General features: G+C 66.3%; 17 protein-coding genes and 3 pseudogenes. 10 read left to right on the top strand and 10 right to left on the bottom strand.

The genetic code is table 11. From position 1 onward, the window contains the following. Positions 1-41 precede the first annotated feature (41 nt). Complete coding sequence (locus EF918_RS02060) at positions 42-917, bottom strand: helix-turn-helix domain-containing protein (RefSeq protein WP_125639574.1); 876 nt, start codon at positions 915-917, stop codon at positions 42-44. Between the two features lie 154 nt (positions 918-1,071). On the opposite strand from EF918_RS02060, the gene EF918_RS02055 reads away from it, so the two are divergent. Next, complete coding sequence (locus EF918_RS02055) at positions 1,072-1,785, top strand: TetR/AcrR family transcriptional regulator (protein WP_125639571.1); 714 nt, start codon at positions 1,072-1,074, stop codon at positions 1,783-1,785. 167 nt (positions 1,786-1,952) lie between these two features. On the opposite strand, the gene EF918_RS02050 is transcribed toward EF918_RS02055, so the two are convergent. Next, positions 1,953-2,606, bottom strand: coding sequence for a ScbR family autoregulator-binding transcription factor (locus EF918_RS02050; RefSeq protein WP_125639568.1), 654 nt, complete (start codon positions 2,604-2,606; stop codon positions 1,953-1,955). A gap of 429 nt (positions 2,607-3,035) precedes the next feature. Here EF918_RS02050 and EF918_RS02045 point away from each other — a divergent pair, with 429 nt between their 5' ends. From EF918_RS02045 to EF918_RS02035, 3 genes are all read left to right on the top strand, one after another. After that, positions 3,036-4,052, top strand: coding sequence for a ScbA/BarX family gamma-butyrolactone biosynthesis protein (locus tag EF918_RS02045; RefSeq protein ID WP_125639565.1), 1,017 nt, complete (start codon positions 3,036-3,038; stop codon positions 4,050-4,052). Between the two features lie 166 nt (positions 4,053-4,218). Beyond that, positions 4,219-4,863 (top strand): L,D-transpeptidase family protein, encoded by a 645-nt coding sequence (locus EF918_RS02040; protein WP_125639592.1) that lies wholly within the window; start codon positions 4,219-4,221, stop codon positions 4,861-4,863. A 46-nt stretch (positions 4,864-4,909) separates the two neighbouring features. After that, complete coding sequence (locus tag EF918_RS02035) at positions 4,910-5,899, top strand: sigma-70 family RNA polymerase sigma factor (RefSeq protein ID WP_125639562.1); 990 nt, start codon at positions 4,910-4,912, stop codon at positions 5,897-5,899. On the opposite strand, the gene EF918_RS02030 is transcribed toward EF918_RS02035, so the two are convergent. Next, on the bottom strand, positions 5,885-6,433 hold the full coding sequence (locus tag EF918_RS02030) for a HEAT repeat domain-containing protein (RefSeq protein WP_125639559.1): 549 nt from the start codon (positions 6,431-6,433) through the stop codon (positions 5,885-5,887). The two genes, EF918_RS02035 and EF918_RS02030, sit on opposite strands and share 15 nt — an antisense overlap. A gap of 1,326 nt (positions 6,434-7,759) precedes the next feature. Here EF918_RS02030 and EF918_RS38945 point away from each other — a divergent pair. Next, positions 7,760-7,951: pseudogene (locus EF918_RS38945) on the top strand (site-specific integrase); the annotation flags it as partial. Positions 7,952-8,054: 103 nt separating this feature from the next. Here EF918_RS38945 and EF918_RS02020 read toward each other — a convergent pair. Together EF918_RS02020 and EF918_RS02015 are read right to left on the bottom strand one after the other, a co-directional pair. Beyond that, positions 8,055-8,303 (bottom strand): hypothetical protein, encoded by a 249-nt coding sequence (locus EF918_RS02020; RefSeq protein WP_125639555.1) that lies wholly within the window; start codon positions 8,301-8,303, stop codon positions 8,055-8,057. Positions 8,304-8,311: 8 nt separating this feature from the next. Beyond that, positions 8,312-8,647, bottom strand: a complete 336-nt coding sequence (locus tag EF918_RS02015; protein WP_125639552.1) for a hypothetical protein — start codon at positions 8,645-8,647, stop codon at positions 8,312-8,314. 267 nt (positions 8,648-8,914) lie between these two features. Here EF918_RS02015 and EF918_RS02010 point away from each other — a divergent pair, with 267 nt between their 5' ends. Continuing rightward, complete coding sequence (locus EF918_RS02010; RefSeq protein WP_185921557.1) at positions 8,915-9,739, top strand: IS5 family transposase; 825 nt, start codon at positions 8,915-8,917, stop codon at positions 9,737-9,739. A 403-nt stretch (positions 9,740-10,142) separates the two neighbouring features. Continuing rightward, positions 10,143-11,491, top strand: a pseudogene (locus EF918_RS02005) (tyrosine-type recombinase/integrase). 169 nt (positions 11,492-11,660) lie between these two features. Here the strand turns inward: EF918_RS02005 and EF918_RS02000 are convergent. Continuing rightward, positions 11,661-12,131, bottom strand: coding sequence for a hypothetical protein (locus EF918_RS02000; RefSeq protein ID WP_125639549.1), 471 nt, complete (start codon positions 12,129-12,131; stop codon positions 11,661-11,663). Between the two features lie 1,138 nt (positions 12,132-13,269). Between EF918_RS02000 and EF918_RS01995 the strand changes: the two genes are divergently transcribed. Both EF918_RS01995 and EF918_RS01990 read left to right on the top strand, forming a co-directional pair. Beyond that, positions 13,270-13,455: a helix-turn-helix domain-containing protein gene (locus tag EF918_RS01995; protein WP_125639546.1), complete on the top strand. Its 186-nt coding sequence runs from the start codon at positions 13,270-13,272 to the stop codon at positions 13,453-13,455. After that, positions 13,452-14,720, top strand: coding sequence for a site-specific integrase (locus EF918_RS01990; RefSeq protein ID WP_125639543.1), 1,269 nt, complete (start codon positions 13,452-13,454; stop codon positions 14,718-14,720). Before EF918_RS01995 ends, EF918_RS01990 begins: the two co-directional genes overlap by 4 nt. 682 nt (positions 14,721-15,402) lie before the next feature. Here EF918_RS01990 and EF918_RS01985 read toward each other — a convergent pair. The 3 genes from EF918_RS01985 to EF918_RS01975 all read right to left on the bottom strand — a co-directional run bounded on the left by EF918_RS01985 (position 15,403) and on the right by EF918_RS01975 (position 17,671). Continuing rightward, on the bottom strand, positions 15,403-15,855 hold the full coding sequence (locus EF918_RS01985; RefSeq protein ID WP_125639540.1) for a hypothetical protein: 453 nt from the start codon (positions 15,853-15,855) through the stop codon (positions 15,403-15,405). A gap of 1,097 nt (positions 15,856-16,952) precedes the next feature. Then, positions 16,953-17,363 (bottom strand): hypothetical protein, encoded by a 411-nt coding sequence (locus EF918_RS01980; protein WP_125639537.1) that lies wholly within the window; start codon positions 17,361-17,363, stop codon positions 16,953-16,955. After that, positions 17,360-17,671 carry a ParB N-terminal domain-containing protein gene (locus tag EF918_RS01975; protein ID WP_185921553.1) on the bottom strand — a complete coding sequence of 104 codons (312 nt, stop codon included), beginning with the start codon at positions 17,669-17,671 and terminating at the stop codon, positions 17,360-17,362. The genes EF918_RS01980 and EF918_RS01975 overlap by 4 nt, the downstream gene beginning before the upstream one ends. Before the next feature lie 249 nt (positions 17,672-17,920). On the opposite strand from EF918_RS01975, the pseudogene EF918_RS01970 reads away from it, so the two are divergent. After that, positions 17,921-19,033 (top strand): annotated as a pseudogene (locus tag EF918_RS01970) (site-specific integrase); the annotation flags it as partial. Positions 19,034-19,108: 75 nt separating this feature from the next. Here EF918_RS01970 and EF918_RS39260 read toward each other — a convergent pair. Next, positions 19,109-19,444, bottom strand: coding sequence for a DUF6193 family natural product biosynthesis protein (locus EF918_RS39260; protein ID WP_369009090.1), 336 nt, complete (start codon positions 19,442-19,444; stop codon positions 19,109-19,111). Between the last annotated feature and the right edge of the window lie 133 nt (positions 19,445-19,577).

Genomic DNA, 19,577 nt, shown 5'->3' with positions numbered 1-19,577 from the left:
GGGTGGGGTGGCGCGGCGGTCGGGGCGTGCGCGCCGGGGCGTCAGACCCGGGCGGCCTCCAGGCCGGCGAACTGCTCGGTCAGCTGGGCCGTACCGAACTGCGGGCTCAGTAAGATCACTTGCATGCCCGGGCGGCCGCTCAGGCACATCGACACCCGGGTGAACTCCAGCTCTCCCAGCTCGGGATGGCGCACGAGCTGGGTCGCGCCGCCGCTGTCGGCCACCAGGTGCCGCGCCCAGAGCGCGGCGAACAGCTCGCTGCGCTCGCTCAGTCCGCGCACCAGCGCGGCCAGCCGCGCGTCGGCGAGCAGATCGCCGCTCTGCACGCGGAAGGCGGCCACCGCGGCGGCCGCCTCCTGCTCCCAGTGCGGCAGCCGCTCGGGGGCCGCGGGGTCCAGGAAGAGCGTCTCCAGGTAGTTGGGCCGCTCGCCGGTCAGCCCCAGCAGCCGGGTCGCGGCCGAGTTCGCAACCGTCACGTCCCAGTAGGGGTTGAGTACGTAGGCCGGCCCGGGGAGGAAACCGTCGACGATCTGGAGCAGGAGCGGCAGGTCGTCGTCCGGGCACGCCTGGGGGCGCCCGGCCGGCGCGTAGCCCGCCAGCCGCATCGCGTACAGGCGCTGGGCCTCGTCGAGCCGGAGCACCGAGGCGATGGCACCGAGGATCTCCGGGGAGACGTTCCGGGCCCGGCCCTGCTCGATCCAGGCGTACCAGGAGGCCCCGATGCCGGCGAGCATCGCGACCTCCTCGCGGCGCAGGCCGGGCACCCGGCGGGCCGCGCCGCGGGGCAGCCCGACCTGCTGCGGGGTGACCTCGGCACGGCGCTCCGCAAGGAAGTTGCCGAGTTCGGCGAGCTTGGGGTCCACGCGTCTCTGCGGGCGCGTGGCAGCGGCGGAGGGCGCCGGTCCGTTACGAGTCATCGTGCATCTCCTCCTCACTCCACTGGAAGCGTAGAGAATGCTCGCTCTTTTTTCTACACCATAGAGAGTACTCGCTTTGTTTTTCTGGGATGCTACATGCAGTACGACTCGGCCGGGGGGCCGGAACGACGCCGACCACCGCAAGGGGCCACACATGACGAACCACGAACGGGCAGGGATCAAGCAGGAGCGGGCCGGGCGGACCCGGGCCCTCCTCATCCAGGCGGCGGGCGAGGAGTTCGCCCGCCGCGGGTACGCGGGCACCTCCCTGACCCGCATCAGCCGGGCGGCGATGGCCACCATCGGGGCCCTGACGTTCCACTTCCCCGCCAAGAACGAACTGGCGGAGGCGGTCGGCGAACTCGGCTGCGAGCTGACCCGGGAGGCCGTGGACCGGGCGGCCGCCGCGGCCCACTCCCCCGCCGAGGCCGTCGCCGAGGTCACCCGGGCGCTGGCGGAGCTGCTGGAGCACCGGCCCGTGGTCCAGGCGGCGGCCCGGCTCTCGCGCGAACTCCCGCTCAAGCACGACTGGCTGGAGTCCTGGGTGCCGACCGTGCGCACGCTGCTGGCGCAGGCGCACCGTAGCGGCGAACTGCCCGAGGAGGACGACCAGGAGCTGGCCGGGGTCCTCGTGGCGTGCGTGGTGTCGAACCTGGAGGTCTCGGCGCTGCGGGCGCACGAGTCCCCGCTCGGGGGCGCGTGGGGCGTACGGGGCCGGCTGGCCGAAGTGTGGGAGGTGCTCTGGTCGGGGATCGCCGGGCGACGCGCCCGGACCCAGCCCGGACCTCGTACATCGGGTCCCGCCGGGGCCCCGGCGGAGGGGTCCGACCGGGCGGACGGACCCTACGACGACCCGCGGATGGCCTGAATTCGACCCCGCTCCGCAACCTCCAGGCAACCTTTCACTGCCCGACGGATCGCCCCTTCTCGTTCCCCTTCGGGCAGTCGATCACTCCCCGCAGCCGGTGGACGCCGGCGGAACCACCGGGTCCGGCGCGGGGAGCGAGCCGGGGCCGGACGACCCCGGACGCACGGTCAGGCCTTCTCGACGGCCCGCATCGCCCGCTTCCTGGCGGCGGCGGCCCGGCCGGTGAGGTCGAGGCGGGCGATCACCTCGGGCGAGGCGATGGACGGCAGCAGGTACCGCCACAGGGTCGCGATGCGCTCTATGAGGTTCTCGCGGCCCGTGGCGATGTTCGACATCAGCTGGGTGCCGGTGTAGGCCCCGACGAGGATCTCGGCGAACTCGGCCGTGTCCACCCCCGGGAGCAGCTCGCCGCGTCGGGCCGCCGCCTCCAGCTGCTCCCGGAACAGCTCGGTCCACAGCTGGTAGGGAGCGGCGTCCCGCATCCCGAAATCCCCCTGCTCAACGGCCAGGCGGACGCCGGCGCGGAACAGCACGTTGGTGCGCATCTGGTGCGCGACCTCGAGGTTGATGTCGAGCAGCCGCTGGAGCCCGTCCTCGCCGTCCGGGAAGGTGAGGTCGGCCGCCTGCTCGTTCATGACCGTCTGGGCGATCTCCTCCTTGGACGCGAAGTGGAAGTACATCGCCCCCATGGTCGTCTCGGCCCTGCGCACGATCTTGTTCATGCTCGCGCCGGAGAAGCCGCTCTCGTCGAACACCTCGGCGGCGGCCCGGATGATCTTCTCCCGGGTGCGGATGGCTCGGGCTTGCCTTGGCTGCGACACGATCACTCCAAGTACCACTGGATGGCTGTCTGACGGTCCCCCATCGCAAAAAAGCGAACGTCCTCTATGTTATGCGAAGCAGTCGTGGGGTCCTCAGGGACGATCAACGCATCCTGGGCCGGTCAGATCAAGCCACTCTCGGGTTTCAATCGCTTCCCACTCGACAAACAAAACGAGCACTCTCTACTTTAAGCCGTGACGGGTCAGCCACAGGGGGAACTCCGGTTCCGCCCCTCACCCCGCTGGCGCCCTGCCTGTCGTGCCACACCAGCGCCACGCCTGAGCCACGCCCGTGCCACCCACGCCCGGCACTCCGCACAGCGCGCCACGTGCCCGCACCACGCCCGTCCGCGCCCTGCCGAGCGAAGACGCCCGAGCAATGCCCGAGCCACGCCCGTGCCCGTAAGCACATTCTTCAGGGGGAACCACATGGAGTTCGAGTACGCCCAGTACCGGTCCGGCGCCGCCTCCCGGTCCACGTTCGGCGGTCCGGCCGAACCGCCGGCCACCGTCACCACCACCGTCCCCCGAGAGTACGTGCACAAAGCCGCCCTCGCCGAGGTCCTGCTGACGGGCTGGCACCGGACCGACGACGACGCGTTCACCGTCACCGCCCAGTGGCCCCGCTCGCACAGCTTCTACCGCTCCCGGCACGGTGTCCATGACCCGATGCTGTTCGCCGAAACGGTTCGTCAGGTCTTTCCGTTGCTCTCGCATGCGGCATACACCGTTCCGTTCGGCCACCACCTCATCTGGGAGCACTTCAGCTACCACACCGAGCCCGGCGCCGAGGCCCTGCGTGCCGGCCTGCTCCCGGCCGAGGTGACCCTGTACGTCGACTGCCACGACGTGGTCCACCGCCGCGGCGCCCTGGCGGCCCTCTCCCTGCACGTCGAGGCCCGCCGCGACGGGGTCCGCCTCGGCAGCGCCGAGACCCGCTTCACCGTCCACGCGCCGGCCGTCTACCGCCGCCTGCGCGGCGAGTACGCCGACAAGGAGGCCGCCCTGGCCGCCAGCGTCCCGGTCCCGCTGCCCCTGCCCGCGCACCGCGTCGGGCACAAGCTGCGCGAGAACGTGGTCCTGGCCGCCACCCGCGCCGCCAACCGCTGGCAGCTGCGCGTGGACACCTCCCACCCGGTGCTGTTCGACCACCCCGTGGACCACGTCCCCGGCGCCCTGCTCCTGGAGGCGGCCCGCCAGGCCGCCCACGTGGTCTCCGGCCCCCTCCCGACGGTCGCCACCGCCATGGAGACCCGCTTCACCCGCTTCGCCGAACTCGACGCCCCCACCTGGATCGAGGCGGAGCAGGACCTGCGCACGGGCGAGGTCCACGTCCGCATCCACCAGAAGGGCCACGACGTCTTCACCGGGTCGATCACCACCACCCGCCTGACGACGGACGAGCCCATGATCGCCGCGGCTCGCCCGGTCTACGCCCACTTGTGACGACAGGTCATGCAACCGTCGTAGCCGGAACGGAAGGAGGCGGGCGGGAGGTCTTCCCCGGCCCGCCTCCGAGGACGTACAACTGGAGGCGCACCAAAGGAATTCGGGGAGGGACGGCGTGAAGCCGAGAACACGCACACTGACGGGCGCGATAGCGGCGGTGGCCATGGCCCTGCCGGTCACGGCGATCACGGCGACCCCCGCCGCGGCGGCCTCGTGCAACATGAGCACGGGCCCGTACCAACGCGAGGTCGAGGCCTTCCTGGGCCTCTCGGTCGACGGCGTCCAGTCGGCCGCGGACTGCCGGGCCATCAAGTCCTTCCAGGCCCAGCACGGCATCACCCCCACCGAGGGCTACGCCGGCCCGCTCACGGGCCAGACGGTCCGGACGATGCTGGCGCAGCGCGCGGCGGGCCACAACCCCAACAAGCACGGCGACTGCCCGACGAACGTGGGCCGCATCGCCTGCGTGGACCTCACCCGCCAGCTGTCCTGGATCCAGGACGGCTCGCGCCTGAAGTACGGCCCGGTCCCGGTCCGCACGGGCAAGGCCGGCACGGAGACCCGCACCGGCCACAACACGATCTACTACCGCAGCCGCAACCACTGGTCGACGCTCTACAACGTGTGGATGCCGTACTCCCAGTTCTTCGACGGCGGCATCGCCTTCCACTCCGTGGACAAGAGCATGTGGAACCCCCCGGGCTCCGCCGGCTGCGTGAACATGACCCCCACGGACGCCGAGGCGTACTGGAACATGCTGAAGAACGGCGACGACGTCTACGTGTACGGCCGCAAGCCCGGCACGTGACGCTCCCGGGCGGCGTCTGTCAGTGCCCAGGAGTAGCGTCACGAGCATGACGACGAGGACGCCGGCGGCAGCGGCCCTGGACGAGGCCCTGAAGACGTACCGCACGGAACTGACCGGCTACTGCTACCGCATGCTCGGCTCGTCCTTCGACGCGGAGGACGCGGTCCAGGACACCTACGTCCGCGCCTGGCGCGCGTACGAGGGCTTCGAGGGCCGCGCCTCCCTCCGCTCCTGGCTCTACCGCATCGCCACGAACGTCTGCCTGGACGCCCTGAAGGCGGGCACCCGCCGCGCCCGCCCGATGGACCTGACCACAGTCGGCTCGCAACCCACGGCGGTGCTGAACGCGCGTCCGGAAGTCACGTGGCTGGAGCCGATCCCGGACTCCAGGGTCCTCTCCTCGGACCCGGCGGAATCGGCGGTGTCCAAGGAATCGATCCGCCTGGCCTTCATGTCGGCCCTGCAACACCTCCCGCCGAAACAACGAGCGGTCCTGATCCTGCGCGAGGTCCTGTCCTGGAAGGCGGACGAGGTGGCCACCCTCCTGGACACGACGGTCGCCTCGGTCAACAGCGCCTTGCAACGCGCCCGCGCCACGATGTCGACGATGCAGATCAAGGAATCGGAACCGGCGGACCCCCTCGACAGCAAGCAGCAGGAGCTCCTGACCCGCTACACGCATGCCTTCGAGTCGTACGACATCGAAGCGCTGACAGGTTTGCTCCACGAGGACGCGGTCCTCTCCATGCCCCCGTACGACCTCTGGCTCCAGGGCAAGCAGGACATAGCCGCCTGGCACCTGAACCAGGGCATAGGCTGCAAGAACTCCCGCCTGATCCCGACGAGCGCCAACGGCATGCCGGCCTTCGCCCAATACCGCCCGAACCCCTCAGGCGAGGGCCACACCCCGTGGGCCCTCCAGATCCTGGAACTCCACGAGGGCCGCATCAGGGGCCTGAACGCCTTCCTGGACACGGACCGCTGGTTCCCGCTGTTCGACCTCCCGGACCGCGTGCCATCTTCACTCGAGGAGTGAATCGCGCAACCACTTCGGTTCAATCAGCGACAAACGAAGGCGCACGTTCTCGGACATCGGATGGTTCAACCTCCGAAGCGAGGAGACAAGACACTCCAGGGCTTGGACGTCCGAGAGATCGCATTCCAGAAGGACATTCTCGATTGGCGCCACCGCCTCAGACACTCCCGCAGCAGAAAGAGAAAGCGCCGCCATGCACAGATTCGGATTTCCAGCCTTGATCGCCTCCAACAGAGAGGAAATTCCCTCATAGCTGCCCAGGTAAGTTAGCGCCGATGCCGACATCAGCTTCAAACCGGGCTCCCCTGCCTCACGATATACACGCTCCAGAGGTTCAATCATCAGGGACCCGAACCTGCCAAGCCGCTCGAAGATCAGGAATCGGGCTTCCTCGTCCTCTTCGAACGCAGAAGCCACATGACCAGCGATGATGGAGGAGCAGGCCGCGAGTTCCTCAATCGCGCGAACGCGGCATTCAAGATCCTGCACAGCAAGGCCGGCCAGGGCTCGCTCAACCCTCTCCGAAACATCCATCAACGAAGCCTCGTAACCGTGTAAGTGTAGCCGCCAGCAAATTTCACACCACCCGGGAAGGTGAAGATTGAACTCCTATCCGGCCAAGCTGGCCAACCGTGGCGTCCCGGCCCAGCAGTCCGTAGTTCAGACCGACCGACACCGAAGGTCCGAGACAGCCCGTCGCAGCGCTGCCCTCCACATCACCTCAATAGCTGAACTTCGTCCTGCTTTGGCTCATTCCACAGCACGGTACCCGCTTGTTCGCTCCCGACCCACCAGGTACTTGAACAGGAATCCTCGAATTTGATAATTACGGATTGAGAACCGCCCTGAGTCGCCACAAATGTACGCCACACGCCAACTCCCGTCTTTGCGTAGACGCCGTGCGACCCAGAATCACCACCACAGTCGTAATACTCAGACTGCAGATATTTCGCCTGGAAGCTGCCGTCACCCCTTAGGGTCAGCGAAACAGATCCCGATTTTCATTCGCGCTCCAGCATTTTCCCGTCAACCTGGACAGGGGCTGGATACTTAAGCTCGGGACTTTCCAGTGCGGCGCACCCCGAGACCAAGAAGGTCGCCACTACCGGCCACACAAGCATCTTGGCCCTCGCAGGCAATTTTTCCACACTCCCGCCAATCTCGTACAGTACGACCGTCACGCTTCACTTCCCAAGGGCAGCCGCAGCATCCCATCTCGGAATGTAAACCCTGAATGAAATCATCATCTGCCGCTCGCCGCCCGCACCAAGGAACGGCGGGGCCGGATTGTAGCCCAGCGTGTGTCCACTCCACAACGCTTGCGCCGCCTTGTTTCGCCGGCGTCTTGTAGCCCGTCACTATGTGCGCAAAGGAAGCGATCGACATGGACGCCTGACACTGGGCCAGCTTGTCAGGATTATCCGAGATTGAATAAGAAGACAGACACCCACTCGTCTTCCCAAGCCCGTAATATTGCCCGGCGATCTCGCGAAGGTGATTCGCCGTTAGGTCACTGACCATCAGTTCGTTCGTCACCTGACTTCCTTCGCCGAATTTAGCCGACCTGAACTTGACACCTGGTCGGGTCTGATTGGTTTGCCCGCCCACTGGTCCGGTCACTGTGGTGCTGTTACTGCCATGGCCCAGAACAGGTCGGTTCTCTGCCTCCTTCTTGTTGGCGTAGGTGTCGTCGCCGCCCTTGCCGCCGCTGTCCAGCCAGCCCTTGTCGTCGCCCTCGATGACCCTGAGGCCGTCCGGGTCGACGTTGCCGACCGGGTTGGCGTTGGCGTACGTGTAGCCGTTCATCTGGAGGGGGTCGGCCATGTCGATGATCGGGTCGACCGAGATGAAGCGGCCCGTCTTCTGGAACAGGGCGTCGACCTCGTCGTGATCAAGGAACTCCTGGGGCACGCCCACATCGGCGTCACCGCCGGCGTCTACGCCCACGTAAGGCTCCGCCCCCAGCGCCAGGCCATCGACACCCTCGGCAACGCCCTCAGGTCGACCGATGGCGACCACGACGACCCACCCGCCGCGGCCGTCGTCCGCTGACGTTGCCGTCAGCGTTGCCGTCAAACGCCCGAGAGGCCCCGCCGAATAGCTATTCGGTGGGGCCTCTCGAAATGTCTACAGAATGTTATGAGCTGAGGCTGACTTACCGAGTCACCTGAAGGCGCTCTTCCAGTGTTTCCAGTGAAATCTCACCTTGCACCCATGCGGTGACGTATTGCAGGTCATGAACCGAAAGACCGAAGGCCGATCGAAGCACTTGGGACAGCCGGAACGGCGCCGACCTCAAGTCCGGATGCTTATCAATTAGGAGATCGGTGATCTCTGCGACGCTGCACCCAATCCCGTGGTACTCGACGGCCAAGCGCGCCAATCGTTCAATTTCCTCGTCCATCAGTTCCCTCATCTTCGGAATGCGGCAAGGACTTGCTGGAAGTCCCCGTCGAGCCTCGGAACTGCTTCATCGATCCTCGCACGAGTGAGGCCATATCTGGCTGCTTGTCTTCCAGTCCAGGTTCCCTTGGCTGCCGATACAAGGCTCGCACCACCACGGACAGCTTCGTTGAAGCCTCCAAGGTTATCTCCGCAGACCCAGATCCCCTGAATGCCCTGAACTCGGTCCCCGAAGTGGCCCATAACCTCGTCGAACATCGCCTTACCCCGCAGCGGCGAACCCTTGTCGGGATTGTTGTGCATCATCATGGTCAGAATGCCGTCACTATCACGGTCGGCAATCACGCCGCTTCCACTCGCATCATGCGAAATAGAGTAAGTGCTTTCGTTGCCGCCACGCGTAAATCCGCAGTTGTGAACAAGGACCGGCGTGGCCCCCGCCAGCACATAGTACGTGTGCCGGCAGCCCCTCCTCTAGCAGCGTTTATGCAGGTGAGGAGGGGTTTTGCGGTCCGCAGGAGTCCGTGATTGTGCGCCTGAGAACGCCTAACACAATGAGGTGGATCGGTCCTGGTGGCCGTGTCCGGTCGTCGGGATCGGCGTTGTCCGAACATGGGGGCTTCACCGTGGATCGTGTCGGATGACCTGTGGGAGCGGATCGAGCCGCTCTTGCCGAAGCGGGAGCGACGGTTCAGGTACCCGGGTCGCAAGCCGGTTCCGGATCGGCAGGTGCTGTGCGGGATCCTGTTCGTGCTGCACACCGGCATCCAGTGGGAACACCTGCCCCAGGAGCTCGGCTTCGGGTCCGGTATGACGTGCTGGCGTCGACTGCGGGACTGGAACGAGGCCGGGGTTTGGCAGCAGCTGCATGAGGTGCTGCTGGCCGAGCTGAACGCGGCGGCCCGGCTCGACTGGTCGAGGGCGGTTGTCGACTCCAGTCATGTCAGGGCGTTAAAAGGGGGCTCCAGACAGGCCCGTCGCCAGTCGACCGGGGGGCGGGCCGGCTCCAAACATCACCTGATCACCGACGGACACGGCACCCCGCTCGCGGTCATCCTCACGGGCGGCAACCGCAACGACGTCACCCAGCTCGTGCCCCTGCTTGATGCCGTCCCGCCCGTCCGAGGCAGGCCCGGGCGGCCTCGCCGCAAGCCTCAGTCGGTCTTCGCCGACCGCGGCTACGACCACGACATCTACCGCGACCAGGTCCGGGCCCGTCGGATCCTCCCCGTCATTGCCCGGCGTGGCACAGCCCATGGCAGCGGCTTGGGCACCTACCGGTGGGTGGTCGAGCGCACCTTCGCCTGGCTCCACGGTTTCAAACGACTCCGCGTCCGCTGGGAACGCCGAGCCGACATCCACGAAGCCTTCCTCAAGCTCGCGTGCTGCCTGATCACCCACCGCCAGGTGCTGTCCTTGGCCGGCCCGGCAAACTGATCGCATGAACCGAGACGCCCTGCAATCCGCACTGTCCCAAGGTGGCTGCATCTCTGCACGCGCAGCTCTGGCCGAGTTGAAGGCAGGCGCGGACTTCGAGGTCTTCTTGAACCAAACGGCTTCTGCGCAACAGCTCTGGGACATCTGGTCCTGGCGGCGCGAAGTCATGCTCGACACGGGTGTCACACCTCGGCCCGGACTTGCGGAAGCCATCACCGGACTCCAGGCCGCAGGAACAGCTCGGGTCTACATGGCGACCGTCACTGGATCGCAGAGACGTTTCACGATCTTCCTGTCGGAAGACCTCACCCAGTGTTGCCGTCGCTACTGCCGTCAGGAGTCGGGGGTCTCGGGCGGGTCGGGGATGCGGTCACCGCGCGATTCCGCGACCCGGAGTGCATCCGTGAGGGCTTCGGTCAGCCGGCAGGCGAGCCACCGGTACTCCGCGGCCGACACCACGCCCCGGGACACCCCCGCCTCCCGCCGCGTCCGCGCCAACGGCGACGGAACCGTCTACCAGCGCAAAGACGGGAAGCCGCCGGATACGTCCTCGCCCCCGGCAACACCCGCAAGCGCGTCCGCGTCTACGGCACCACCCGCAAAGACGCCCTGGCCACGCTCACCGAGAACATCTCCGCCAGCAACCGCGGCTTCCCCATACCGTCCGCCCAGGGCAGCGTGGCCGCGTACCTGGCGTACTGGCTGGAGAACGTCGCCGTCCACCACCTGCGCGAGAACACCCACACCCGCTACACCACCTGCGTCCACCGGTACCTCATCCCCGGCCTCGGCAAGAAGAAGCTCACCAAGCTCACCGCCAAGGACGTCCGCACCTGGCTCAACCGCCTCCGCACCACCTGCCAGTGCTGCACGCGCGGCATCGACGCCCGGCGCGACCAGCCCCGCTGCTGCGCCGCCGGCCGGTGCTGCTCCAAGCTGCTGTCCCCGCTGACGCTCACCTATCTCCATTCCGTGCTCAAGTCCGCCTTGGAGCACGCCGTCCGTGAGGAAGAGATCCCGCGCAACGTCGCCCGTAACGTCCGCACCGGCACCCCACGCCCTCGACGCTTCGAACCCCTCACCGCCGAAGAAGCCCGGCAGTTTCTCACCGCCGCCCAGGACCACCGGCTGCACGCGCTGTTCGAACTCGCCCTCCACACCGGACTCCGCAAAGGCGAACTCCTCGGCCTGCACTGGGAAGACCTCGACCTCGACGCGGGCACCGCCGCCGTCCGCCGCACCCTTCAGCGAACCGCCGCAGGCGGGCTCACCACGCTGCCCACCAAGACGCGGGCCTCCGAGCGCCGCATCGCCCTTCCCACCCGCTGCGTCCAGTCGCTGAAGCTCCACCACGAGCAGCAGCAGCGCGAGCATGAGGCCGCGGGCACCACGTGGCGGCACGACGGGCACGTGTTCACCACTGCGCAGGGCCGACCGATCGACCCGACCAACCTCACCCGCGCCTTCATCACGCTCCTCCGCAAGGCCGGCCTCCGCCGCATCCGCTTCCACGACCTCCGCCACTCCACCGCCACCCTGCTGCTGGAACAGGGCGTCGAACTCGTCGTGATCAAGGAACTCCTCGGCCACGCCCACATCGGCGTCACCGCCACCGTCTACGCCCACGTCAGGCTCTGCCTCCAGCGGAACGCCATCGACACCCTCAGCACCGCACTCGGCAGCCCGGAGAACACCAAGACGGCACGCTCCGACGGCGACGAACCGCCACCCTGCGCCTCCCTCGTCCGCTGACGTTGCCGTCAACTACTGCCGTCACCAAGTGCCGAAGCCCCGCCAGGACGCACCTGACGGGGCTTCGGGTTTGCAGACCTACACCCGTCGTAGACCCGAATTTCAGCAGGTCGGAAATTCGGAGAACACGGGACTCGGCCCATTTTCACCAACGAAGGCTACTCGCCAATCAAGGCAGCATGCCGCCGTGGCTTTCAGTGAAACTGCGAGAAACTTCCCGGATTTCAGGGTCGCCACTCTCGGCAGCTTTGCCAATCACGGCACTCAGAGCTTCCCACGCTTCAACCTCGGCCAGTACGTCAGCCAGCCTGAGATAGTCTTCCACTTCACCGCTAGATAGGCACTTTAGCGCTACCCGCGCGAATTTCGATGGATCAATTTCTTTCCGAGCTGCCCGGATCGCCTCACGGGCGGGCAGCGCCCACCCAGTCGACAAGGAAAGGTCAACCAGCAGATCGAGCAGCTTCGGAACGTCCTCAGGGAAGAGGTGGAGGAAATCCAGAGCGGCAGACCGATCCCACGCCGAACTGCTTGAAAGTGCCTTCGCCAGCAATTCCACGCGTGAGGGCAACTGGTTCACCTCGGCGCGACATTGAGCGACCTCTCGTTCGGCTGCCACCAAGGCACGCCATTCCTCCATTCCCAGGGCATCTCTTTCTGGACTCACAGTTTCTTTCCTATGTTCTGCCAGTTCATCCCTTGGATGAGCCCTACATACTCGTCGAACGACATGCGACGCGTTGGGTAGATGGTGTGGTGACCAAGTGCGCGCGGACCTCCGACCCCTCTACCGTCGGCGATAACACCCAACCCGTCAGGAAGTGGCCCCGTAGGGGTACGAACCTGCCCCTTCAGTCCGATACGGCTGGCGTTCTCCACCGAATCAAACGTCGAGAGCCCCTGCACATCCAGAGATTTCAGTTTCTCAGCAGTAGGCCCATTGACGAAGCCGTCCGCATCCACATCGATATCTTTCCCCGGGCGAACCCTCGGCCCACCCACCGTGTACAGAGGGCAGTTGCTGTTGTGAACGAGGACCGGAGTAGCCCCCGCCAGCACATAGTACGTGTGCTGGCCGAGGTGCCGTCATCTGCGTTTTCGCAGGTCACCGTAATTCGGCCAGTCCGTGGATGTGCGCGGAAGTGGCGTGCTGTGCGCCTCTGTTGCGGTCGGCGTTGCCGTCAGACGGCAGTGCGCGTGAGGTCGGTGGAGTGGGCTTTGGCCGGTGTCCTGCCCGGGTTGGGGTCGGGCATGGTCAGGGGCCGTACGCTGGCCCGGCAACTCGGGCAGGCTTTGGACCTGCCCGGAATTTGAACGAGTGGCCCCCTGGCCTTGCCCGACGCGGGCCCCGGCCTGGGGACGTGGGTAAAGCCCACGGAGCCGACCGGCCCCACCTCCGGGCCTGCGCCCCGGCCAACTCCCAATCGTCGCCTCGCCGTCGGCCTGGCGCTCGCTGTGCTGGCGCGTTCGGCCTGCTCCACGCTTCCGGTGATCCGCTACGCGCTTCTGCGCGGCCTGGTCGCTGGCCGGCCCGCGGTGGCGGAGCCGAGAGCGGGCCGGGTGGGCGGCCGTGCCGCGCGCGACCCGCGTCAGCGGGTCGCCTTGAAGACGTAGAGAAAGTTTGGACGCATCCCACTTCGGCGCTACGCCCTGGCTGTCGGTTGAGCGTTCGGCTGGGGCTGCTGACCTGGTGTAATGGCCTGCGGGTGTGGCTCCCGCTACGGCCACTGGCGGGACTCTATTCAACGCGGCTCACCGCGAACAGGCGGTGGCGACCCGTGCCTGACGACGAACTCCTCACCGTCCCCGAGGCCATGGCCCGCCTCAAGATCGGCCGCTCCGCCCTCTACGACCTCCTGCGCTCCCGCCGCCTGGCCTCGCTGACCATCGGCCGCACCCGCCGCATCCCCGCCCACGCCCTCGCTGACTACGTCCAGCGCCACCTGGAAGAGGCCGCCCGATGACCGCCCCCAAGCGCAAGAAGGCCCGCGCCAACGGCGAAGGCACCATCTACCAGCGCAAGGACGGCCGCTGGGAAGCCGCCGGCTACGTCCTCGCCGCCAACGGCACCCGCAAACGCGTCCGCGTCTACGGCACCACCCGCAGAGAAGCCGCCAACAAACTCGCCGAGAAGGTCGCCGACAGCAACCGCGGCCTCCCTGTCGCCACCGCTGACAGCACGCTCGGTGACTACCTGACCTACTGGTTGGGCACCGTCGCCGTCCACCGGCTCCGCGAGAACACCCACACCCGCTACGCGTCCTGTGTCCGCCTCCATCTCGTCCCCGGCCTCGGCACCAAGAAGGTCGCGCGCCTCACCGCCAAGGACGTCCGCACCTTCCTCGACCGGCTCCGCACCACCTGTCAGTGCTGCACCCAAGGCCTGGACTCCGAACGGAAGAGGTGCTGCGCGGTCGGCGAATGCTGCCAGAAGCAGTTGGCCCCTTCGACGGAGACGTACGTGCACTCGGTCCTCAAAGTCGCCCTCGAACACGCCGTCTGCGAAGACGAGCTGCCCCGCAACGTCGCCCGAAACGTCAAGACCACCACGCACCAGCCCAGACGCTTCCGGCCGCTCACTGCGGCAGAGGCGCGTCAGTTCCTCGACGCGGCCCGCGCCGATCGGCTGCATGCGCTCTACGAACTCGCCCTGAGAACCGGACTCCGCAAGGGAGAACTCCTCGGCCTCCTCTGGGAAGACCTCGACCTCACAACCGGGACGGCCAGCATCCGCCGCTCGCTCCAGCGCACCCGCACCGGCGGCCTCACCCACCTACCCACCAAGACCCGGGCGTCCGAGCGCCGTATCGCGCTCCCGACCGAATGCATCCACTCCCTCAAGGAGCACAAGGGACGGCAGGACAAGGAGCGCGAGACCGCTGAGTCAGCCTGGCAGGACAGCGAACTCGTCTTCACCACCCCGACCGGCGGGCCTCTCGACCCGGCCAACCTCACCCGCCGCTTCCGCAACTTCCTCAACCGAGCTGGCCTCCGCTGCATCCGCTTCCACGACCTCCGCCACTCAACCGCCACCCTGCTCCTGGAACAGGGGGTCGACCTCGTCGTCATCAAGGAACTCCTCGGTCACGCCCACATCGGCGTCACAGCCAGCGTCTACGCCCATGTCCGACTCCGCCTCCAACGCCAAGCCATCGACACCCTCGGCAACGCCCTCGGCGGCCAGGACGACGACCCCGACGACCCGCCCGCCGCAGCCGTCGTCCTCTGACGTTGCCGTCACCATTGCCGTCATGAAGCCCTGAACCCCCTCACCCACGCTCCGGGAAGGGGGTTCAGGCATTTGCCTGGCTCGCAGGCGATTGATAGATGAATCTGCGCGCTCAACGCTAGAAAATTAGCGTTCCCGCATCACCTACGGCAGCCTTTCGCAGATGTCTAGCCACCGCGAGATGGTTGCACGCACCTTGGGATCAAGAACGTGTGACCGCATTGCACTCAAAGCGTGAACAATATTCTTCACCCTCCGCAACTCGGCTATCTCATCAATAGGTCGCGATGGCCAGTTATCCGCGACCCTCACGGCCTCTTCGGGTGATTTCCCAATCGCCCGAAGCGCATCCTCAGCTACTTGATCCGGGTGCAAAACTTCCTGAACGTCACTGCCCGGGTAGCGTCCGTACTCAGAAACCAGGAATGCAAGTCGCATGCACCCCTTCCAAGATGGCATTACCTGCAGCTTCACGGCTTCCCTCGTCGCTTGCGCGGCCAACAACGAATACTTGCGCCGCATCGAGGTCGACAGTGTGCTGCTGCGCACCCGATCCAGGGAGACCTCCACGAGCGTCTCCCACCAGTAGAAACGGTCATCCGGGTCGGCTGGCTGACGGGTCAACAACCAGCCCCGTCGCGCCTCCTCCCCCAATTCCACCAGATGGCGGATGTCCTCATCGCTAGGGCCCAACAAGTTCCACGCTCCCGGGGGAGAAGTCGATCCCAGCCTGTCGGAATTTTTCAATCCCTAGATTGATGCTGCATCTACACGGGAGATAGTGACCGCTCTGATTTGAGATTCGAATCCCGAAGAACATTCCACCTGCGCCGGCCACGTCTGCCTCGCCCGCCGCAAGCACCGGAGCGCCTCTGGTCATGATGCTGTGTTTGATTGCATCATCGGTCGCAGGCACCACATGAAGCACTTCGTTCGTGTCGACAACCCATTTCACAACACCCGAGTTGAGTGCCTCCTCCCAACCGGCCTGCCCCGGGCTGACCGAACGCACTCCTCGCGCTTCTGCTGCATCCAGCTCATCGGCGAGGTTGTATCGCCCTTCCACGTCGTTCTTGAAGGGGGCACTATTGCCGCCGCAGTTGTGAACGAGGACCGGCGTGGCGCCCGCCAGCACATAGTACGTGTGCTGGCTGAGGTGCCGTCATCTGCGTTTCCGCAGGTCAGCGAAATTCGGCCAGTCCGTGGGTGTGCGTGTAAGTGCCCCCTTGTGCGCCCCTGTTGCCGTCGGCGTTGCCGTCAGACGGCTACGCGCGTGAGGGCGGCGGAGTGGGCTTTGGCGGTGTCCTGTTCGGGTTGGGGTCGGGCATGGTCAGGGGGCCGTACGCTGGCCGGCAACTCGGGCAGGCTTTGATCCTGCCCGGAATTTGAACGAGTGGCCCCCTGGCCTTGCCCGACGCGGGCCCCGGGCCGAACAGGTGGGTAAAGCCCACGGAGCCGACCGCCCCACCCGCAAGCTACGCACTGGCCAACGCCCTGTCGCTGCCTCGCCGTCAGCCTGGCGCTCGCCGTGCGGGAGCGTCCCAGTTTCCTCGCGCTTCTGGTCATCGCTGCGCTGTCTTTGCGCGGCCTGGTCGCTGGCCGGCCCGCGGTGGCGGAGCCGAGAGCGGGCCAGGTGGGCGGCCGTGCCGCGCGCGACCCGCGTCAGCGGGTCGCCTTGAAGACGTAGAGAAAGTTTGGACGCATCCCGCTCCGGCGGTATGCCCTGGCTCGTTCGCTGGGCTGCTGGCCCGGCGCGATGGGCTGCGGCATGTGGGTGCTACACCCGCCAGTGGGCTCTACTCGGCTCGGGTGACCTTGGCGTGGTCGGAGAAGACGCATCGGAACCGGTCATGGCCTGTGCGTCCGGTGGGGCGGAGTGCCCGGTCCTGGGCAGTGCCCTTGGAGCGGAGGCCGCCCAAAGCGGCAAGGCTGCCAACCATGAGCGCTGCGGTCACCCAGAACGGCCGACGGGCCCCACGAGAAGACTCGTGGGGCCCGTCGGCGTCCGGCTGCGTTGCCGTCATCGTTGCCGTCAAAGCTCCTCAGAGGACCGTTGGCGGGATGCCAGAAATCCAGTGACGCGTGTGCGCATTACGCCATCTGCCGTACACCTATTCCGCCCGGCCCTGCGCATGCGATTTGACTTGGACAGGGAACCCACTAGCCATCCCTTTGGCCGCTTGTCGAGGTGGGTATTCCATCTGGATGGAATACCCACTCGGCAATTACTCGTCATTCGATGAAGTGGAACCATCCCGGCTCCGGCTCGTCGAGGACTCCACCTTGCGTCATGTCGCGGCATACCTGCATAAGGTCTTCCTTAGAGGGAACGGGACTCATGCGAATGCTCCGCGCAAAAACCTCCAGGCGCCAAGTATCAAACGCCTCCGACCCGTCTAGAAGTAGGTCCAACTCAATCTCGGCGCCATCGGGTCCGACCATCCGATACCCGCGCCCATGGACCGTGTACGAGAAGCCGCCATCCGTCTGCCCTCTTCGTTCGAGCTCCCCCGCGCGGACAGCCTTCAGCACATGCTCCAGCATGTCGAACTGAGGATAGTTGACCATCAGCGCCGCTCTGATGAACGTGCGATACCGCAGGAAGGAACGCACGCAGACAGCAGCTTGATTCGACTGGCTCACCGGCGCCTCCGCCCTCTCCGCTCCTCGGGAAAATCTCCGCCCACTTCGATAGCCGCCCAGACCACTTCATCGGCGGACTTGTAACCGTACGCCTTGACCTCATCAAGTGTAAGAGATCGGTACTGAACATCGATCCCTGCCTTCTTGGCCGCCGAAACTCGATGATGGCCGTTGATTACGTAGCGCCGGTTCAGATGCTCGAAGACCTCGATGGGCTCTCCGACCCATCCATCCGTGGCCATACTTTCGGCAATTTGATCGACCCGTTCACGGTCTCTGGCGCCGCCGAGCTGCTCCGTTCGCTCCACTTCATGAGGGCTGACGGAGCAATTGTGGACGAGTACTGGCGTGGCACCTGCGAGCACATAGTACGTGTGCCGGCAGCCCCTCCTCTAGCAGCGTTTATGCAGGTGAGGAGGGGTTTTGCGGTCCGCAGGAGTCCGTGATTGTGCGCCTGAATCCGTGGTTGTTGCCGTCGCTACTGCCGTCAAGAGTCGGGGGTCTCGGGCGGGTCGGGGATGCGGTCACCGTGCGATTCCGCGACCCGGAGTGCATCCGTGAGGGCTTCGGTCAGCCGGCAGGCGAGCCACCGGTACTCCGCGGCCGACACCACGCCCCGGGACACCCCCGCCTCCCGCCGCGTCCGCGCCAACGGCGACGGAACCGTCTACCAGCGCAAAGACGGGAAGCCGCCGGATACGTCCTCGCCCCCGGCAACACCCGCAAGCGCGTCCGCGTCTACGGCACCACCCGCAAAGACGCCCTGGCCACGCTCACCGAGAACATCTCCGCCAGCAACCGCGGCTTCCCCATTCCGTCCGCCCAGGGCAGCGTGGCCGCGTACCTGGCGTACTGGCTGGAGAACGTCGCCGTCCACCACCTGCGCGAGAACACCCACACCCGCTACACCACCTGCGTCCACCGGTACCTCATCCCCGGCCTCGGCAAGAAGAAGCTCACCAAGCTCACCGCCAAGGACGTCCGCACCTGGCTCAACCGCCTCCGCACCACCTGCCAGTGCTGCACGCGCGGCATCGACGCCCGGCGCGACCAGCCCCGCTGCTGCGCCATCGGCCAGTGCTGCCACAAGGCGCTCTCCCCGCTGACGCTCACCTACATCCACTCCGTGCTCAAGTCCGCCCTGGAGCACGCCGTATATGAGGAAGAGATCCCGCGCAACGTCGCCCGCAACGTCCGCACCGGCACACCCCGGCCCCGACGCTTCGAACCCCTCACCGCCGAAGAAGCCCGCCAGTTCCTCACCACGGCCCAGGGGCATCGGCTGCACGCGCTGTTCGAACTCGCCCTCCACACCGGACTCCGCAAAGGCGAACTCCTCGGCCTGCACTGGGAAGACCTCGACCCCGGCTCGGGCACCGCCGCCATCCGCCGCACCCTTCAGCGCACAAGCGCAGGCGGGCTCACCACGCTGCCCACCAAGACCCGGGCCTCTGAACGCCGCATAGCCCTCCCCACCCGCTGCATCCAGTCGCTGAAGCTCCACCACGAGCAGCAGAAGACCGAGCGTGAGGCCGCGGGCACCACATGGCAGCGCGACGGGCGCGTGTTCACCACTGCGCAAGGCCGGCCTCCGCCGCATCCGCTTCCACGAGCTCAGGCACTCGACCGCCACCCTGCTGCTGGAACAAGGAGTCGAACTCGTCGTCATCAACCCTGGAGCTCCCAACGCAGGAGCCCCGCCGGACCAAGGTCGGCGGGGCTCCTCATTTACTGAAGCGAACGTGTCATTCGTCACTCGCGAGAGCTTCAGAAGCCACAGAAAGTGCCTCCCCCAAAGAATCTACGACTGTCGGATTGAGCAATCGAGGGTTCTCCAGACGGTAGGAACCTCCAGAAAGTGGAGTAATGCTTACTTCCTTGGCCCCTTGCTGTCGGTGCACCGATCTAAGACGTAGCGTTCCATGGCTGAGAGTTGGGAAGAAATGGCCGAACCGACCATCTGCGTAGGCCGCTTCCACTAGCAGGCGCTCCTCGGAGAACTCTTCTGCAGTCCGCAACCAACTCCACTGAGCGGGTACCGGGTCTCCTGACTCGTGGGCTCTCGCTAGCCGCCCCGACATCATGAATGGGAACCTTCCAGCGAAGTCATCCACGGAAATGCCATCCCGCCATGCAGCCAATGCCTCAATCAGATCGCCTAGATCATCAGTGGCACCCTCAGCCCATGTGAATCCCTGCCCCTGGATTGCTACG

The sequence above is a fragment of the Streptomyces sp. WAC06614 genome, assembly GCF_003949795.1.
Taxonomy (GTDB): Bacteria; Actinomycetota; Actinomycetes; order Streptomycetales; family Streptomycetaceae; genus Streptomyces.
Note: the sequence above shows the minus strand (reverse complement) of the source record. Positions and strands in the feature narration are given on the sequence as shown.

Coding starts and splice junctions, on each gene's coding strand:
- EF918_RS02055 (WP_125639571.1), top strand. CDS start 1,072: ATGACGAACCACGAACGGGCAGGGATCAAGCAGGAGCGGGCCGGGCGG.
- EF918_RS02040 (WP_125639592.1), top strand. CDS start 4,219: ATGGCCCTGCCGGTCACGGCGATCACGGCGACCCCCGCCGCGGCGGCC.
- EF918_RS02035 (WP_125639562.1), top strand. CDS start 4,910: ATGACGACGAGGACGCCGGCGGCAGCGGCCCTGGACGAGGCCCTGAAG.
- EF918_RS01990 (WP_125639543.1), top strand. CDS start 13,452: ATGACCGCCCCCAAGCGCAAGAAGGCCCGCGCCAACGGCGAAGGCACC.
- EF918_RS02020 (WP_125639555.1), bottom strand. CDS start 8,303: ATGGACGAGGAAATTGAACGATTGGCGCGCTTGGCCGTCGAGTACCAC.
- EF918_RS02000 (WP_125639549.1), bottom strand. CDS start 12,131: ATGGAGGAATGGCGTGCCTTGGTGGCAGCCGAACGAGAGGTCGCTCAA.
- EF918_RS02045 (WP_125639565.1), top strand. CDS start 3,036: ATGGAGTTCGAGTACGCCCAGTACCGGTCCGGCGCCGCCTCCCGGTCC.
- EF918_RS39260 (WP_369009090.1), bottom strand. CDS start 19,444: ATGTCGGGGCGGCTAGCGAGAGCCCACGAGTCAGGAGACCCGGTACCC.
- EF918_RS02030 (WP_125639559.1), bottom strand. CDS start 6,433: ATGGATGTTTCGGAGAGGGTTGAGCGAGCCCTGGCCGGCCTTGCTGTG.
- EF918_RS02060 (WP_125639574.1), bottom strand. CDS start 917: ATGACTCGTAACGGACCGGCGCCCTCCGCCGCTGCCACGCGCCCGCAG.
- EF918_RS02010 (WP_185921557.1), top strand. CDS start 8,915: ATGGGGGCTTCACCGTGGATCGTGTCGGATGACCTGTGGGAGCGGATC.